The 17,124-nt window shown below is 60.1% G+C and carries 15 protein-coding genes; 12 read left to right on the top strand and 3 right to left on the bottom strand.

Features of this window, described 5'->3' with window-relative positions; genetic code table 11:
- Positions 1 to 4 precede the first annotated feature (4 nt).
- Positions 5 to 2,590 (bottom strand): M14 family zinc carboxypeptidase, encoded by a 2,586-nt coding sequence (locus tag HXX25_RS09970; protein ID WP_187165773.1) that lies wholly within the window; start codon positions 2,588 to 2,590, stop codon positions 5 to 7.
- 39 nt (positions 2,591 to 2,629) lie between these two features.
- Positions 2,630 to 3,718 carry an alanine racemase gene (gene alr, locus HXX25_RS09965; protein ID WP_187165772.1) on the bottom strand — a complete coding sequence of 363 codons (1,089 nt, stop codon included), beginning with the start codon at positions 3,716 to 3,718 and terminating at the stop codon, positions 2,630 to 2,632.
- A gap of 157 nt (positions 3,719 to 3,875) precedes the next feature.
- On the opposite strand from alr, the gene HXX25_RS09960 reads away from it, so the two are divergent.
- The 7 genes from HXX25_RS09960 (at position 3,876) to HXX25_RS09930 (ending at position 11,172) form a co-directional block, all read left to right on the top strand.
- Positions 3,876 to 4,646: a hypothetical protein gene (locus HXX25_RS09960; protein WP_187165771.1), complete on the top strand. Its 771-nt coding sequence runs from the start codon at positions 3,876 to 3,878 to the stop codon at positions 4,644 to 4,646.
- Positions 4,647 to 4,696: 50 nt separating this feature from the next.
- On the top strand, positions 4,697 to 6,115 hold the full coding sequence (locus HXX25_RS09955) for a hypothetical protein (protein ID WP_187165770.1): 1,419 nt from the start codon (positions 4,697 to 4,699) through the stop codon (positions 6,113 to 6,115).
- Complete coding sequence (locus HXX25_RS09950) at positions 6,112 to 7,077, top strand: MoxR family ATPase (RefSeq protein WP_187165769.1); 966 nt, start codon at positions 6,112 to 6,114, stop codon at positions 7,075 to 7,077. Before HXX25_RS09955 ends, HXX25_RS09950 begins: the two co-directional genes overlap by 4 nt.
- A complete protein-coding gene (locus tag HXX25_RS09945; protein WP_187165768.1) occupies positions 7,077 to 8,366 on the top strand; it encodes a DUF58 domain-containing protein in 1,290 nt (429 codons plus the stop codon). Before HXX25_RS09950 ends, HXX25_RS09945 begins: the two co-directional genes overlap by 1 nt.
- Positions 8,363 to 9,364 (top strand): stage II sporulation protein M, encoded by a 1,002-nt coding sequence (locus HXX25_RS09940; protein ID WP_187165767.1) that lies wholly within the window; start codon positions 8,363 to 8,365, stop codon positions 9,362 to 9,364. The genes HXX25_RS09945 and HXX25_RS09940 overlap by 4 nt, the downstream gene beginning before the upstream one ends.
- Positions 9,364 to 10,290 (top strand): RDD family protein, encoded by a 927-nt coding sequence (locus tag HXX25_RS09935; protein WP_187165766.1) that lies wholly within the window; start codon positions 9,364 to 9,366, stop codon positions 10,288 to 10,290. The genes HXX25_RS09940 and HXX25_RS09935 overlap by 1 nt, the downstream gene beginning before the upstream one ends.
- 66 nt (positions 10,291 to 10,356) lie before the next feature.
- Positions 10,357 to 11,172 carry a hypothetical protein gene (locus HXX25_RS09930; protein WP_187165765.1) on the top strand — a complete coding sequence of 272 codons (816 nt, stop codon included), beginning with the start codon at positions 10,357 to 10,359 and terminating at the stop codon, positions 11,170 to 11,172.
- Between the two features lie 57 nt (positions 11,173 to 11,229).
- Here HXX25_RS09930 and HXX25_RS09925 read toward each other — a convergent pair whose 3' ends face one another.
- Complete coding sequence (locus tag HXX25_RS09925) at positions 11,230 to 12,423, bottom strand: acyl-CoA dehydrogenase (protein ID WP_187165764.1); 1,194 nt, start codon at positions 12,421 to 12,423, stop codon at positions 11,230 to 11,232.
- Between the two features lie 125 nt (positions 12,424 to 12,548).
- Here HXX25_RS09925 and HXX25_RS09920 point away from each other — a divergent pair, with 125 nt between their 5' ends.
- From HXX25_RS09920 to HXX25_RS09900, 5 genes are all read left to right on the top strand, one after another.
- On the top strand, positions 12,549 to 14,024 hold the full coding sequence (locus HXX25_RS09920; RefSeq protein ID WP_187165763.1) for a sodium/proline symporter: 1,476 nt from the start codon (positions 12,549 to 12,551) through the stop codon (positions 14,022 to 14,024).
- A gap of 36 nt (positions 14,025 to 14,060) precedes the next feature.
- Complete coding sequence (locus tag HXX25_RS09915) at positions 14,061 to 14,465, top strand: Fur family transcriptional regulator (protein WP_187165762.1); 405 nt, start codon at positions 14,061 to 14,063, stop codon at positions 14,463 to 14,465.
- Between the two features lie 109 nt (positions 14,466 to 14,574).
- Positions 14,575 to 14,994, top strand: coding sequence for a rubrerythrin family protein (locus tag HXX25_RS09910; RefSeq protein ID WP_109261295.1), 420 nt, complete (start codon positions 14,575 to 14,577; stop codon positions 14,992 to 14,994).
- Positions 14,995 to 15,085: 91 nt separating this feature from the next.
- Positions 15,086 to 16,441: a (Fe-S)-binding protein gene (locus HXX25_RS09905; protein WP_187165761.1), complete on the top strand. Its 1,356-nt coding sequence runs from the start codon at positions 15,086 to 15,088 to the stop codon at positions 16,439 to 16,441.
- Positions 16,442 to 16,451: 10 nt separating this feature from the next.
- Entirely contained in the window at positions 16,452 to 17,072 is a 621-nt protein-coding gene (locus HXX25_RS09900) for a DUF3501 family protein (RefSeq protein ID WP_233346634.1), read from the top strand.
- The last annotated feature ends 52 nt before the right edge of the window (positions 17,073 to 17,124 follow it).

Below are 17,124 nucleotides of genomic sequence, written 5' to 3'. Positions count from 1 at the left end.
GTGATCAGTACTCCCCGCGCGGTGGCGTGATCAGCCGGGAGAAGAAGATGGCATTCATGAACATGCGCTCATTGCCGCGGAACGTGGCCCTGAAATTGGGATTGTCCGCGAACAGAATGACGGCCCCCCGGCCCATGCGTTGTGCGATCACAGCCGGTGTCCCGCCGATTTCTTCCAGCCGTCGTCCGGATGCATATCCGGACAGGAGGGGGTCGTCGGCATACTGGACGACAACGGCGAACGGGTCATCTTCCGGCCATTCCAGCGTTTCGACCATGTTGCGGTGGAGTGCGATGAAACGATCCGAATAGCCAAAGCCGATCGGATGGGTGGGGTCGAGGTCGCCTTCGAATATGGCACCGCCGATAATATGCTCGGCGTCGTCGACGGACAGGTCGGCATAATTGCGGCGATCCGGATCGGAGCTGTCCTCTTCGTCCTCTTCCTCTTCGTCGTCCGCTTCGGGTTCAACGCCAAGGAATACATTCTGCGCCATCAGAGCCGCCTGTCGGCTGGCGATAATGACGCCGCCGTCTTCGCGGACCCATTGGCGGACACGATCGGCGGCACTATCAGACAGGCGCGTATTCCCGCCGCCGACGATGACAAGATGGGTATAGCGTGACCAGTCGAGGCTGCCGACCTCATCCTTGCGCCGCAAGGTCACCGGTATATGCATCCGATAGTCCAGCTGGTGCCAGACTTCGCCGGCATCATAAGAGGCGATGCCATCATCAAACAGCACCAGCACATGCGGCTGATCCACCGAGCGGAAACCGCTGCTGTCACCCAGATCCGGCGTGTTGCCGGGCGTGGATCCGGAAACGACGGCATGGGCTGAGACGCCATCCTCGCGCGCGGCTTCAGCCACCAGTTCGTAAATCCGGTCGTTGGAAACATCCTGTCCGACCAGCGGAATGAAGACGCTGCCGGGGCCGAACTGGCGCGGTCCACCGGTCACGGGAATTGTCACATTTTCGGTGGCGACGCGGACACGGACGTCATTGTCCAGAAGGCGATACAGGCTGCGCGGCGCGAAATAATCCGACCAGCGAAGCACATAGCCATAGGTGGAGCGCTGCGGCGGCGTGGTGCCGACCGCGCGCGGCGATATCACGTCGCCCAGCATGTCGGCGGCAAAGGTGCGGCCCAGCGGAGCGTATTCGAGATCATAGGCCAGCGGCAGTGTCCAACCCGAGACATCGTAGAAGATATTCTCGTCAAACTCGGTCACGCGATCAAACAGGCTGCGGATCATGATGTATTGCGGCTGATCCAGCCGGACGATCAAGGCCTCTCCGGCGCGATAGTCCTGCCCCCCAGCCCGCACATTGCGGGCCAGAGCATGGACCGTGATGTCGTGGCGATCCAGCAGATCGACAAACAGATTCAGACGTTCCGGATCGCCGGTGGCGGAAAACACATAGGCACGATCGGAATCGCGCGCGGCTTGTGCCGCGGCGTCGGCAAAGAACTGCCTTTGATAGCCGGCAATGGCCTCGCGCTGAGCGAGTGCGCCTTCAACAGTCGTGAGGCTTGTACGGAAATGCGTGCGGACATTTTCCCCGTGGCGGACTAGCCCTCGATCGGCTTCGATCAGCCCACCACGCGCGGCACCGATCTCGAACAGAATGCCGAGAGAGCCATTGACCTGAGGATAGGTTGAGCCCTTTCCGACATAGAAATTATCGAAGCCCTCGGCGGAGGTGTAGAGGCGCGCTTCGCTATCGAGAAAGCGGACATGATATTGCGCAATACCCTCGGTCAGTTCGCGGGCACGTTCCGGGATGAGCGGATTACGTCTCAGGGGCTCGCCGGGGTGGAAATAGAAGGTGGCCTCGGTCTGCATTTCGTGGAAATCAGCGGAGACTTGCGGCTTCCAGCGATGCCATTGCTCCAGCCAGGCTTGGGATTCCGGTTGGGTTTGCAATAACCACTGGCGATTGAGGTCAAACCAGTAATGATTGGTTCGGGCCTCTGTCCACAGATTGTGTTGTTCGTGGTCGGGATCGGTAACGGCGATTTCCGCGCCGAACGCTTCGACATGATTGACGCGGCGGGAATGACCATCCGGATTGAAAATGGCCGTGATCAGAATGACGCTGTTGGCCAGAGTCTCTTCGATCTCCGCACCTTGCGCGGCGGCGAAATGATAAAGCGTAGGAATGGCGGCATCCATGCCAGCGCTTTCCGCGCCGTGAACCCCATAATTGAGCCAGATGACGGCGGGGCCATTTCCGGGTGTACTGCCGGGCGCCAGCTGGGCCAGATGCTGCTGGCGGATATCTTCGATACGGTCCTGATTATCGGGCGAGGTGACCGTGAAGAAAAGAATGGGGCGGTGCTCGTGAGAGTAGCCGATGGTCTCGACAGATATCCGGTCAGACCGGTCTGCGAGCTCTGTCAGATACGCGACCATGGCATCATGGCGAATGGGGCGGTCGCCGACGCCAAAGCCCAGCCGGTCTTCGGGCGCGGGGATGGTTTCGTCATAGGCAATGCCGTCGACCTGAAAATACTCAATCGGGTCAGCCAGCGCCGCCGCAGCGGTGCCCATAAAAACGCTCAAGGCGAGCAGAATACGTTGCATGATTATCCCCTGTTTGATCCATTTTGGCTTAGCGCAGTATCAGCGCAATTCCAATTCATTGATATAAAACCGTTCTGTACGCCCGCCGATGCGGGTCAGCAACTCATAGGCGCTCAATCCAGAAGCTGCAGCCTGCGCATCAATGGGCAGGTCCGGCCCATAAATCTGTGCGCTCCGGTGAAGCTGGCCTTCCGGGTCCGGCAAGGCCGAAATATCGGCGGTAAACGAGTCCATGGAGACACGTCCGATGATGGGTGCCCTGATACCACCTAACCAGACATGGCCGCGATTTGACAGGCAGCGGGGAACCCCGTCTGCATAGCCTGCGCCGATGGTCGCTGAATAACCCTCGGCTCCCGCTGAGTGCGTGCCGCCATAGCCGAACGCTTCGTCTCTGGAAAAACGACGGACCTGAAGCACGGGCGCTTCGAACCGATAGGGAAGGGCCAGCGGCAAGTCTTTTCCGTTGATCGGCTGTGCGCCGTAGAGGGCAAGGCCGGGGCGTGAAAGATCAAACTGGAACGCGCTACCCAGAAAGCATCCGGCTGAATTTGACAGGGAGGCCGGAAGGTTGCCGAAACGGCCTGCGCGATCCCTGAACCGTTCCAGCTGGACGCGATTTTGCGGATGGCCGGCCTCATCCGCGCAGGCGAGGTGGCTCATCACATGGATCAGGTTGAGACCGGAATCCTGAAGATCGCGGATTTTGTCGTCATCCCGATGCGGCAGACCCAGACGATTCATGCCGGTGTCCAGATGAAGGGCGGCAGGGGCATTGCCGGCTTCGGCGGCCCATTGCCGCGCCTCCTCAAGCGTATTCAGGACGGGGATAGCGTGGGCGCTCAGGAAGTCTGCGACCGGATACAGGCCGACCCCGTTCAGGACAAACGCCTTGCCGTCGACCGCCTGTATGGCTGGTGCGAGATCCGCCACTTCCGGCAGATGGGCGAAAAAGAAGGTCCGGCAGTTTTCCGCGAGCAAGCGGCGTCCGATGGCGTTGGCGCCCAACCCGTAGGCATCTGCCTTTATGACGGCTGCGCATTCCGCTGGCGAAACCGTATCTCGCAACAAGCGATAATTGGCCGAAACGGCGTCAAGGTCGACGGTGAGGCGGGGGCGCGCGGACATGGCACAAGTGTTTCAGGCAGCGCCGCGTCTAGCAATTGGGAAATCCACATGTGTCGGGATTTTCGCGAAGATTCATACGCCGCACTTGCTCTTGCTATGACCGCTATCTACGGTCGTTCCTCAGGGGAGTGGTGTCGGCAATGCGGGGTGTCCAGAAGTGAGTGTGCGTTCGGCCCGATCCGGCTTGTCCCGACCGGTTTTGCTGGCTGGTTTTGTCGCGATTACGGGCCTGGTTCTGCTGGCGGCCTTTGGCCTCTTCGCGCGCCTGGCGGACAGCGAACCCGTTACCGCAGGGACTCCGGACTTCACTGAGATTTCGGAACGGCTGGATTTGCAGCCCGTACCTGAAATCTATCCGGCAGAGGATAACTGGCGGGAACGCGCGGGCGTGGAGGCTCGCGGAGCGAACGGCTCAAACTGGTTCGTGAATTTCCTGAGAAACCTCAATCCATTCACGGTCATCCGGATCCTTCTGTGGACGATTGGCGCGGCCATACTTGGCGTGATTATCTATGTGATCTGGCGCTATGGATCGGTGATCCAGGTCGGGACAAGAGGTGACGCCGATACCGGCGCGACGGGCGGCGGGACGGTCGAAGCCGGCCCGGCACTGGCGAATGAAGAAAAGATCGCGACGCTTGAAGCGGTTCTTGCGATTGACGACGAGAATGTTGCGATCGGTGCCTTGCAGAGGCTGGTTCTGGAGACAGCGCTGGCCTCCATCAATGCGACGCTGCGCAAAAGCGAAACGGCGCGGGCCGTGCTGTTTCGGCTGCCGCGGGACTGGCGCCATTATGCACCCGTGGCTGCGCTCGTCCGGCTGGCCGAGCGCGTGCGCTTTGCTGGCGAAACGCTGGACCGCGCGGGACTGGTCGCTGCCGTCGAAGCGGCGCGTCCGGTTTTACGCGACGTAAAAGGACGCGCGTAGTGGCGAGTCGCTCCAAACCCCGTTTTCCGCTTATCAGCGGGGGCATTTTGTTGCTGCTCATGGCCGCCTGTATTGTCTGGCTGTTGACGTTTCAGGGCGCGCCCCGGATTTCGCGCAGCGTGATCGGCCTGGACGGGTTGGTCGCGCTTCTGGATGCCCATGACATCGAGAGCCGCGCCTTTCATGGCGGCGGCGCGCTGGATCCGGAGGGCATTGGTTTGCGGATACTGCCGCTTTACGACGATAACACGGCAGGCATTGATTCAACGGTTTTGAGCGGGGAGGGGCGATTTCTCCGGCCGGAAATCCAGCGCATTTTCAACGGTGTCATTTCGACCAAGATCGAGACGCTTCCGACGCTTGTCGTCATGGCCAAATGGCGCGACGGTATTCGCCAGGCGGGTTTCATTCACCCGGACTTTCTGCTTCCAGGCGATATTCCCGCTTCTGCCGAACCGGCCGTTGATGCCGGGGAGTCCGGCAATGCCTACACGCCACCCGTGGATTCAACAGCTGACGAGGATTGGGATGTCGAGGGCTTTGCCGGAGATGGCGACATTGTGGAACTCCAGCCCGAGAGTGAATACCTGCCGCCGAAAGAACCCGGCGAGATCATCGTGGAAGAGCCTGCCGACGACTATCAGCAAGCCGATTTCGGTACCTTCTACAGACTGGCCCATGAGCAACCTGACCAACCGGAGCCGGTTTCACTTGCGCCTCGCCTGACCGGAAGTGCATCTGTTTATGCGCCGCAATATGCTGTTGCGCCGCTCGGCTGCGAAGCCCTGATTGGTGAGGGCGAGCGCGGCTTGCTGTTCGAATGCGTCACTAATGACGTGACCTACTGGTTGCTGAGTGACCCTGATTTACTGAACAATCACGGGCTGGCGCGCGGGGAAAATGCGCGTCTGGCGGTCGAGTTGATCCGCGGCCTGGCCGGTGATGGGGTTGTGATGGTCGATTATACGGCGCGCCCCTGGCTTCTGCGCGATGTCGCAGAGCATGCACGTTCCCTGTCGGATTTGCTGCGCTATTTCGAGCCGCCCTTCCGCTGGCTCTGGCTGGCGGGACTCGGCTTTCTGATCATTCTCTTGTGGCGGGGTGGCGTTCGCGGCGTTCCGCTGGTGCGGCGCTTCACCGAAGGATATGGCGCGGCGCGGCGGACGTCTCTTTTCGCGCAGGCCCGCCTGATGCGCCGCGCGCGCTCGGATGGTGCCCTCCTGAAGACCTTGCTGACCACGCACATTACAACGCTGGCAGAACGCACGCTCGGGCGGGATGCCCGCCTTGCAGATCGCGAGGCGCGCGTGCTGCGCCGGCTGGATCACGTTGACGCAGCGGTCGCAAAAGCTTTCCGCGATGTGATCGCCGAAATCCGTAACCTGCCCGATACCGCTGGTCTGGATCAGACCGTTCCCGCACTTTCCCGGTTGGAAACCGCTTACAAAAAGGCGCTGAAGCTGACATGACAGATTTTACGCTCGACGATTTTGCCACTGGCGCCGAGGCGCTGCGACAGGAAATCCGCAAGACCGTTCACGGTCAGGATGCGGTTATCAACCAGCTGCTGGTTTCGGTTTTTTCACGCGGGCATTGCCTTCTGGAGGGACCGCCCGGGACGGCGAAAACGCTGCTGGCCCGCAGTTTTGCGGCCGCCATGGCGCTGGATTTCGGGCGCATCCAGTTCACGCCGGATCTGATGCCGGGCGATGTGCTCGGCGCCAACCTCTTTGATTTTGGTGCCAACGCCTTTCGCCTCGTGAAGGGGCCGGTATTCACTGACATTCTGCTGGCGGACGAGATCAACCGTGCACCGCCCAAGACCCAGGCCGCGCTCCTGCAGGCCATGCAGGAAGGGATTGTGACGATTGACGGGCAGGACATGTCGCTGGGTGAGCATTTTCATGTGATCGCGACCCAGAACCCCATCGAACAGCAAGGCACGTATCCGCTTCCGGAAGCGCAGAATGACCGCTTTCTGTTCAAGATTGTCCTGAACTTCCCGGATCGGGATGCGGAGCTGGAAATCCTGCGCCGCCATGCGGCACAATCCCTCAACAAATCCCGCCAGACCGACCGTATCGAACCTGTCATGTCGGGCGAACAGCTGACGGCGGCGCAGGGTCTGATCGACAGCATTCGGCTCGACGAGAAAATCCTGACCTATATCGTCGATCTGGTTCGGGAGACGCGCTCTGACCCGGATATCCGCGAAGGCGCATCCACGCGGGCGGCCGATGCGATTGCAGGGGCGGTGCGTGTTACGGCGGCGCTGGATGGCCGCGACTATGCCATTCCGGACGATGTCCGCGATCTTTTCCTGCCGGCCCTTCGTCACCGCATCGTGCTCGGACCGTCGGCCGAAATTGAAGGCCGCACGGCCGATGATGTCCTGACCTCCGTGCTCGGCCGGATCGAGGTGCCGCGCTAGTGCGTCCAACCGCTCGTCTTCTGTGGCTGTCGCTGGGCGCCTTGCTGTTGACCGGGCTGTTGCTACCGATCTCGACCGGTAACGCCACGCTTCTGGCTTTGCCGTGGACGGCGCTGGGGCTTGTGATCCTGTTCGACCTGCTCACCAGTTTCCGGCTCCGCCCGAAGTTCGGAATATCGGGACCTTTACAGCTTTTCTGCAATGAGACGGCGCGGTATGAACTGGTGTTCCGGCGCCCGTTGCCGGCTGATTTTCGTCTCCGTTTTGACTGGCCGGACGGTCTGGACGGCCCCGGCGAATATCAGGACCCGGATGCCGAACGGACCCTGACATTCGAAGTCCGCGCCACGAGCCGCGGGAGCTGGTTGTTCAGCGATATCTGGATGAGCTGGCCCAGCCGGTTGGGCCTCTTTGAATTTGTCCCGAAGGCGCGCATGCCGCAGCCGATCGCGGTGATGCCGGACATTCGTCCTGTGCTGAATGGTGAAATTGATCTTCAGGTTCGCACCAGCCTGATGGGGCAAAAAAACACCTTCAATGAAGGTGAGGGGTCCGAATTTCACCAATTGCGCGACTATGTGCCGGGCGAAAGCCTGCGCCGGATTGACTGGAAGCGCTCGGCCCGGCAGCGCCGTATGCTCTCCAAGGAGACGCGGGCGGAGCGCAATCACTCGGTCATCATCGCGCTGGATAACGGGTATCTGATGCGCGAGGAAATTCTCGGCCTGCCGAAGATTGACCATGCGATCAATGCGGCGCTGGCAACCGCCTGGGCGGCGGCGGCCGGCGGGGATCAGGTCGGGCTCTATACCTATGATTCGCGGCCGCGGGTCTGGCTTCCGCCCGCGCCAGGCCGGCAGGCTTTTCCGAAAATGCGCCGGACCCTGGCCGACCTCGCCTATGAGAGCCGCGAAAGCAATCACACCCTCGCCCTTGCTACGTTGAAAGGCCAGCTGAAGCGCCGCAGCCTGGTGATCGTCTTCTCCGATTTCGTGGATACCACGACGGCGGAATTGATGCTGGAGCAGGTCGGTCATCTGGCGCGTGAACATCTGGTGATTTTCATTGCCCTGCGCGATCCGGAGACAGAGGCGCTGGTCAGCGATCCCGTGACCTCGATCGAGCAGGCCGCCGCGAGTGTCGCCGCAGCGGATTTCGTGCGCGAGCGCCGGATTGTGTTTGAACGTCTGAACCGTCTGGGTGTGATGTGCCTGGATGTGGAGCCGGACAAGCTGACCCCGCGTCTGGTGTCGACCTATCTTGATCTGAAAGCGCGGGAGGTCGCATGACCGATATTGCCCGTATACGCTCAACCCGTTTCCGGGAACAGCGCGAAGCCGACTGGCGGGCGCTGGAAGAGCTGGTCAGGAAGGCCGAGCGCGGTGCGGCGGCGAAACTGTCCTTTCAGGAAGCGCAGGATCTGGCGCGGCTCTACCGGTCAACGGCAACGAGCCTTTCGGTGGCCCGGGATATTTCGCTGGACAAGGCCCTTCTCGCCTATCTCGAAGCGCTGGTCGCGCGGGCCTATATCGCTGTCTATGCACCGCAGGAAAGTCTCTCCGGTGTGGTCACGCGCTTCTTTGCGTCATCGGCTCCGCAGGCCATGCGCCGCAGCTGGATCGGCTTGATCCTCGGCTTTCTGGCCATGGCGCTGGGGGCGGTGATCGCCTATGCGCTGTTCATGCAGGATACGGCCTGGTTCTACACGTTTGTGCCCGGCGGTCTGGCAGGCGGCCGGGATCCGGGTGCCAGCACGGAATCGCTTCGTGCGGCCCTGTTTGATGATGGCGGCGGCTATCTGGCCGGTCTTGGCGCTTTTGCGGCCTACCTGTTTTCCAACAATACGCGGGTGGCGTTTTTTGCCTTCGCATTGGGCATTTTTGCCTGTGTTCCGAGCTTTCTACTGACGCTCTATAACGGGCTGATGCTGGGCGCCTTCTATGCCCTCTATGACAGCCGCGATCTCGGGTATGAGCTGTTTGGCTGGCTCAGTATTCACGGCGTGACCGAGCTGGCCGCGATCATGATTGCGGCCGGCGGCGGGTTCATGCTGGGGCTGGCCTTTCTCTTTCCCGGCGACATGCCCCGAAAGGATGCGCTGCGGGCGGCATCAAAGGATGCTGTGAAGCTGGCGCTGATTTCGGCGCTGATGCTTTTTGTGGCCGGCCTACTGGAGGGCTTCGGGCGACAACTGATACAGGATACGCAAGTGCGCATCGTCATTGGTTGGGGTTTTGGTGCTGTCTGGGCGGTGTGGTTTCTTCTGGCCGGCTGGAGGCGGAACTGATGGCGCGCGCCAAGACGCCTGCCGCGGCTGCCCGCCAGTATGAAAAAGCTCAGCGTTATTCCGTTCTGACGCCGCCGGAAGGTGTGCCGATTCATTTCGAGGTTGCCAGTCTGATGGCGCGGATGGGCGCCCAGATTGCCGATATCCTGATCACCGTGTTCGGTGCTGTGGCGCTGACTCTGGTGATTGCTCTCCTGCCATTCAATCTGGGCGGCGAGGCGGCAGGCGTTCTGGTCGGGTTGCTCTCGCTGTTTATTCGCGCGCCCTATTACATCATGGCTGAATTGTTCTGGAACGGGCAGACGCTGGGCAAACGACTGACCGGGCTGCGCGTCTTGTCCGCGGACGGGCGGGGTCTGACGACCCATGGTGTCGTGGCGCGCAATATAATGAAGGAAGTCGAGGTTTTCATTCCGGGAACTATGGTTCTGATGGCCGGACAGATGGGGCTTTTCTGGAACATTGTCCTTCTGGTCTGGATTGCCATTCTGCTGATTGTCCCGCTCACCAATAAACGGCGACAGAGACTGGGTGATATTCTCGCCAACACCTATGTCGCGGCTCAGCCCAAGACCCTGCTGATGCCGGATCTTTCAACGGCCGGCCCGGACGAGGAATTTGTCTTTTCCGCCTCGCACCTTGAACATTACGGCCGGTTCGAATTGCAGACGCTGGAAACGCTTCTGCGCGCCAATCCGCTGGACAAGCCGATCAAGGCCGACATGCGCAAGACGCTGGTCGAGGTGGCGGCACAAATCCGCAAGAAAACCGGCTTTGCCGAATCGGTTGCAGATGAGCGCGTACTCGCCTTTTTGCATGCCTTTTATACCGCTCAACGCGCCTATCTGGAGCAGAAGCAACTCTTCGGCGATGTGCGCGATGACAAACATCACAGGGACGAAAGCGGGCAGAATACGCAAAAATAATCATTGATTGTGGCGGCGCGCCCGGCACACTGACGGCACTGATTCAACGGCCACGGGGAGGAAATAATGGCTGACACGACAGGAACACTGCAACCGCCGGGCGGAAAGATGCCGCTCGATGTCGGTCGAATGATCTCGCAGAGCTTCGGGCTCTATTTCAAGAACCTGCCGGTCTTTTTCCTGATCGTCTTCATCCCGACCCTTATTTTCGAACTGTTTTTCAATCGCCTGTTTGCCAGCAATTTCCAGAACGATCCGAGTGACGTGCTTGCGATGCTTGCAGGCACTTTTGGGTCGCTCTTCGTCTATCTGGTTCTGATGATCCTGGCGCAAGCCGTGATCGTGCGCATGGCGGTGAGCCTGCAGGTCGGGCAGGGAAGTGCGGTCGGCAAAGCCATCAGCGCGGCGCTGGCCGGCTTTTTCCCGATTCTGATCCTCGGTATTCTGGTCGGGCTGATGACCGGTATCGGGCTCGTATTCCTGATTGTTCCCGGTCTATACATCATGGCGATGTTCTATGTGATGGTGCCAACCATCGTGTTCGAAAATGCCGGTTTCGGCGCGCTGGAGCGCAGCCTGAAACTCACGGAAAACTATCGCTGGGCGATTATCGGCACCGCGATCGTACTGATCATCATTATCTGGATTGTCAGTGCAATCGGTGGCGCCATTCTGGTCGGTGCTTTCATGGCGACAGGCGGCAGCGATACCTTTCTGCAGGGAAATACAGCCTCTTATCCGATCTGGTTCAGCGTTCTCAATGCTGCGATTTCCTCACTGGCAGCGCCGCTATCCCTGATTGCCAGCGGTGTCGTCTACGCCCGCCTCAAGGAAATCAAGGAAGGCGGCCAGGCTGGCGACCTTCTCAAGGTCTTCGAGTAATGCAGACGAAAAAGGGCGGCTCTCGGGCCGCCCTCTCCATTCCTGCCGGATGCATGTCTAGGCGAAGGCCTGAATGCCGGTCTGGGCGCGCCCGAGGATGAGGGCGTGGATATCGTGCGTGCCTTCATAGGTGTTCACGGTTTCCAGATTCACCGCATGGCGCAGCACATGGTATTCCTCGGCAATGCCATTGCCGCCATGAATGTCGCGGGCTTCGCGGGCAATGGCGAGTGCCTTGCCGCAATTATTCCGCTTCATCAGCGAGATGGTTTCCGGAATCCATGCACCTTCATCGAGTTGACGCCCGAGCCGCCAGGCCCCCATCAGGCCCAGCGAGATCTCGGTCTGCATATCGGCGAGCTTTTTCTGGACCAGCTGTGTGCCGGCAATCGGCTTGCCGAAGACGACGCGCTCCAGCGCATATTCACGCGCCGCATGCCAGCAGAAGGTCGCGGACCCCATGGCGCCCCAGGCAATGCCGTAGCGCGCCTTGTTGAGGCAGGAGAAGGGGCCCCGCAGGCCCTTCACATTCGGCATGAGCGCGTCTTCGCCGACCTTGCAATCGCTGAGCGTGATCGAGCCGGTAATCGAGGCGCGCAGGCTCATCTTGCCTTCAATCTTGGGCGTTTCGAAACCCGGCGTGCCGCGTTCGACGATGAAGCCACGGATGGCGCCATCCAGCTTGGCCCAGACCACTGCCACATCGGCGATGGGGGAATTGGTGATCCACATTTTCGAGCCGTTGAGGACATAGCCGCCAGAGACCTTCGTCGCCGTGGTGCGCATGGCACCCGGATCGGATCCCCCGTCGGGTTCGGTCAGGCCGAAACAACCGACCCACTCACCCGTGGCGAGTCGGGGCAGGTATTTCTGTTTCTGCTCTTCGGAGCCAAAGGCGTAGATCGGATACATAACCAGAGAGGACTGGACGCTCATGGCGGAGCGATAGCCGGAGTCCACTTTTTCAACTTCATGCGCGATCAGGCCATAGGCGACATGGTTGAGACCGGCCCCGCCATATTCTTCCGGCAGGGTGGCGCCGAGCAGGCCGAGCTCGCCCATTTCCGTCATGATATTACGGTCGAAATTTTCTTCTCGTGCGGCCGCGATAACGCGCGGCATCAGCTTTTCCTGCGCATAGCCGCGCGCGGTTTCCTGGACCATGCGCTCTTCTTCGGACAAGAGGCCGGTCAGATCGAGCGGGTCTTCCCAGTTGAAGCTTTTGGCATCGACATCGGTGTGGCTGTTCATGGCGGTCGTCCTGTAATCGGTCGGAATGTTGGTCGTCTGATGACATTTTAGCGCGCAGGCGTCCATTGGCGAGGGCACTATTCGCATCGGACATGCCGCGCTAGGGTCGATGCAGGGGAGACATCATGGACACCAATACTCTGATCATTATTGCGACGCTCATCGTCTACAAGCTGGCGCTGATCGGCATTGGCCTCTGGGCCTCCCGCCGCAACAAGACGGAGGATGATTTCTTCCTCGGCGGGCGCGGGCTGGGCGCCTGGGTGGCGGGGCTCTCCTATGCGGCGTCCACCTCCTCGGCCTGGGTGCTGCTGGGGTTTACCGGCTTTGTGTATACCAATGGCCTTAGTGCGCTCTGGATGGTGCCGGGCATATTGGGTGGCTATATCGTTGTATGGCAGGTCTTTGGCAAACGGTTGCGCGAGGAAACCGCCTCGCGTGGTCATGTTACGCTCACCGATTTCATGACGGCTGAAACCGGGCGCGGCATGAAAACCGTCATTGCCATGACCAGCGCCGTGCTGATCATTTTCTGCTTTATCTTCTATATCGCCGCCCAGTTCGGCGCGGCCGGGGCGGCGTTTGAAACCCAACTCAACCTGCCGCATGTCGAAAGCCTTCTGATCGGTGCACTCGTCATCCTCATCTATGCGCTGCTGGGCGGGTTCTGGGCGGTTAGTGTCACTGACATGCTACAGGGCGGGCTCATGGCATTGGTTGCCATTCTGCTTCCCGCGGCAGCTCTGATCGCCGCGGGCGGGCCGGGCGGTGTCTGGGAAACCCTGAGTACGAGTGCGCCGGACGGGTATCTGTCCTGGACGGGCCCGCATGCCGGATTCATCTTTATCGGCTTCGTGCTGGGTATTGCCGCCATCGGGCTGGGCCCCTTCGGTCAGCCACACCTGATTGCGCGGCTGATGGCCGTCAAGGACGAGAAATCCCGCCAGCAGGGATTCCGGATCGCGATGGGCTGGGCGGTGATCGTTTATACCGGCATGATCACGCTGGCCCTGTCGGGCCGTGCGCTGACCGGCGGCGAGGCGGATGGCGAAAGCCTGCTCTATCTGCTCGCTGGCGACCTTTTTCCCGCGATGATTGCCGGGCTGATCATTGCCGCCGTCCTGTCGGCCGTGATGTCGACCGTGGATTCGCTCCTGATCGCGACTTCGGCCGCTGTCGCCCATGACATGGGCGTCGCGCGCCAGTTTCCCGGCAGGGAAGTCCTGATTTCGCGCATTGTGATGGCAATCCTGGTGGGTCTTGCGGTCGCTCTGGCGCTGGCGCTTCCGGCCACAATTTTCAGCCGCGTCCTGTTTGCATGGTCAGCGCTCGGCGCCGCCTTTGGCCCGGTCGTTCTGGTCCGTGTGTTTCATCGCGAACCGGCGGGCTGGGCGATACTGGCGGCGATCCTGTCCGGATTTGCCATGACGGTCTTTTTCTATCTGGCCGGCCAGATCGGCGGGGATAGCTGGGCAGGTGAGCTGGCGCGTCTGCCGGGGGATCCGTTCGAACGCATTGTGCCGTGGGTTTTGCCATTGGGGCTTTTGATTATTGCCTCCCGGCCTTCCCGGCGCGCGGTTGCCCCGGCTTCAAAGACGTGAGTTGCGAACAATTCGCGATTGACCTAAACAGCATGCATGATCGATCCGTTGCCCCTTCTTGAAACCGCTGGCCTGCGCGTCACGCGTCCGCGTGTGCAGATTGCGCGTCTGTTGTTCGGCGATGGTCAGGACCGGCATGTCACGGCGGAGCAGATATACGGGCAGTTGTCGGGCCATGACGCCCCGATCGCGCTGGCGACCGTCTATAATACGCTTGGACATTTCGTGAATGCGGGCCTCTTGCGACCGATTACGGCGCGGGGGTCGGACGCGACACGATTCGATACAAATACCAGTTCGCACCATCATTTCCTGAATGAGACGACCGGTGAACTGACCGATATTCCGGAGGGTGCCATCCCTCTGGATCTGTTGCCCCAACCCGCCGATGGCAGCGAGATTGTCGCCTGTGAACTGGTGATCCGCACCCGTTCACAATGAGAATAATTCTCAAATTTTAGAATGATTCTAAAACGTTGACTTCGCCTGTCGCGCGATTAGGTTTGCTCTCATATTCACGCCGGATGGTCGGCGCAAAGGGAGGAAGATCATGTCGCTCAAAGGTTCCAAAACCGAAGAAAACCTCAAGGAAGCGTTTGCCGGCGAGAGCCAGGCCAATCGCCGCTATCTGTATTTCGCGCAAAAGGCCGACATCGAAGGCTACAACGATGTCGCGTCGGTCTTTCGCTCCACAGCCGAAGGCGAAACCGGCCACGCGCACGGTCACCTCGAATATCTCGAGGAAGTCGGCGATCCGGCGACAGGTGAGCCGATCGGCAATACCGAAGCCAATCTGAAGTCCGCCATTGCCGGCGAGACGCACGAATACACGGACATGTATCCGGGTATGGCGCGGACCGCTCGCGAAGAGGGTTTTGACGAGATTGCCGACTGGTTCGAAACGCTGGCGAAGGCCGAGCGTTCGCATGCCGGCAAGTTCCAGAAAACACTGGACGAACTGGCCAGCTAGGCCGCCTTTCGTTGTTATCCCGATAGCGCCCGGGCTGGCCAGACGGCGGGCTCGGGCGCTTTCTTTCGGGACTGGCCGGGGAGGCACAAGCATGAGCGATACACCGTCACAGCCGCGCGAAGGCTCTCTGGATGCGCCCATGCGGCATCCGATCGACTGGCAGAATCCCGATTATTATGACGAGGAAAAATTTGACGCGGAATTCCGCCGTCAGGCCGAAGTCTGCCATTCCTGCCGCCGCTGTTTCAATCTGTGCGACAGCTTTCCGACCCTGTTCGACGCTGTGGATGAAAGCGAGAATTTCTCGGTCGATGATCTGACCAAGACGGATATCAAGGCAACGGTCGATGGCTGCACGCTCTGCGACATGTGCTTCCTGACCAAATGCCCCTATGTACCGCCGCACGAATTCAATATCGATTTCCCGCATCTGATGCTGCGCTATCGTGCCATTTCACAAAAAAAGGGCGAGATTCCCTTTGCCGACAATCAGCTGGTGAAGACCGACCGCAATGGCACGCTGGCGCGGCCAGTGGCCGGCGTCATCAACTGGGCAACGGACCGGAAGAATACCGGCGTCCGCACGCTGATCAACACACTGGGGGATATCAGCCCCGAGGCCGAGCTGCCGAAATTCAATACGCGCACGTTGACCAGCCGGGCGAAAGTCCCACGCGAAATCAATGCCGAGGCACCCGCCTACGGCAAACGCAAGGTGGCGGTCTACGCAACCTGTTTTGGTGAATACAACAAGCCGGAAATTGGCGAAGCGACGCTGGCGGTACTGGCCCGGAACGGCATTGATGCCGAAGTGGTCTATCCGGGGTGTTGCGGCATGCCCGAACTGGAGCAGGGCAATCTCGACAAGGTCGCGGCCAATGCCCGCAAGGTCGCAAAGGCACTGCGTCCGCTGGTCGATGACGGCTATACCATTATGGGTCTGGTTCCCTCCTGCTCGCTGATGCTGAAGTTCGAATGGCCGCTCATTCTGCCGGATGATGAAGATGTCAAAGCGCTGTCCGCGGCGACAATGGATTTTGACCAGCTGATCGTGGATGTCGCAAAAAATGAGGGCCTGGCCGAGGGGCTGAAGCCATTGAAGGGCGGTATCACCCTGCACCTGTCCTGCCACTCGCGGGCGCAGAATATCGGGCAGAAATCGACCGAGCTCCTGAAGATGATCCCGAATACCGAACTGAATGTCATCGAGCGATGTTCGGGGCATGGCGGGACGTGGGGTATCAAGAAGGCCAATCACGACACCGCCATCAAGGTGGGCACGCCGGTCTTCCGCAAGGCACTGGAGCATCACAACACATTTGTGTCGTCGACCTGCCCGCTGTCCTGCGATCACATCAAGACGGGCATCAACACGCTGCAATCTGAGTCAGCCCCGGCGCGGACCTGGCATCCGATTGAAATTTTCGCAAAAGCCTACGGACTCTAGAAGGACCAGAATGATGGGAAATGTCGTCAATCTCTCCGAAGCCCGGCACAAGACCGAGGTGAAGGCCGCAGACCTGATGGACCTTGCCGAATACGGAAAGGTTCGCAAACAGAAGCGCGCCGAGCTGGTTCCCTTGAAGAAGGCGCGCCGTGTGCCGATCGGCCCGCATGCGACCTTCTATTTCGAGAGCTACGAGACCATGTGGCTGCAGATCCACGAAATGCTGTTCATTGAAAAAGGCGGACCGGACCAGATTCCCGATGAACTCGCCGCCTACAATCCGCTGATCCCGAAAGGCCGCGACCTGTCGGCGACATTGATGTTCGAGATCGATGATGAAAAATTGCGTAAAAGCGTGCTGGGGCGGCTGGGCGGCGTCGAGGAGACGATTTTCCTCAAATTCGGGGATCACGAAATCCAGGCCCGCGCGGAAACAGATGTCGACCGGACGACGGCTGACGGTAAAGCCTCGTCCGTCCAGTTCATCCATTTCGACTTCACCGATGATCAGGCCGCCGCTTTCAAGGACTTCGACGGCGACGTGATGCTGGGGATTCGTCACGAGAATTACCCGCACATGACCTTGTTGTCGGCCGATACCAAAGCCACGCTGGGCGCGGACCTCGTCTAGCTTCCTCCACCGCTAAAACCAGTTCAGGCCTCCCCATTTTCCGCGTTGTGTG

This window comes from Hyphobacterium sp. CCMP332 (assembly GCF_014323565.1).
In the GTDB taxonomy this organism is placed as follows: Bacteria; Pseudomonadota; Alphaproteobacteria; order Caulobacterales; family Maricaulaceae; genus Hyphobacterium.
The sequence above is the reverse complement of the archived record's forward strand: the minus strand, read 5'-3'. Positions and strand labels throughout refer to the sequence as shown.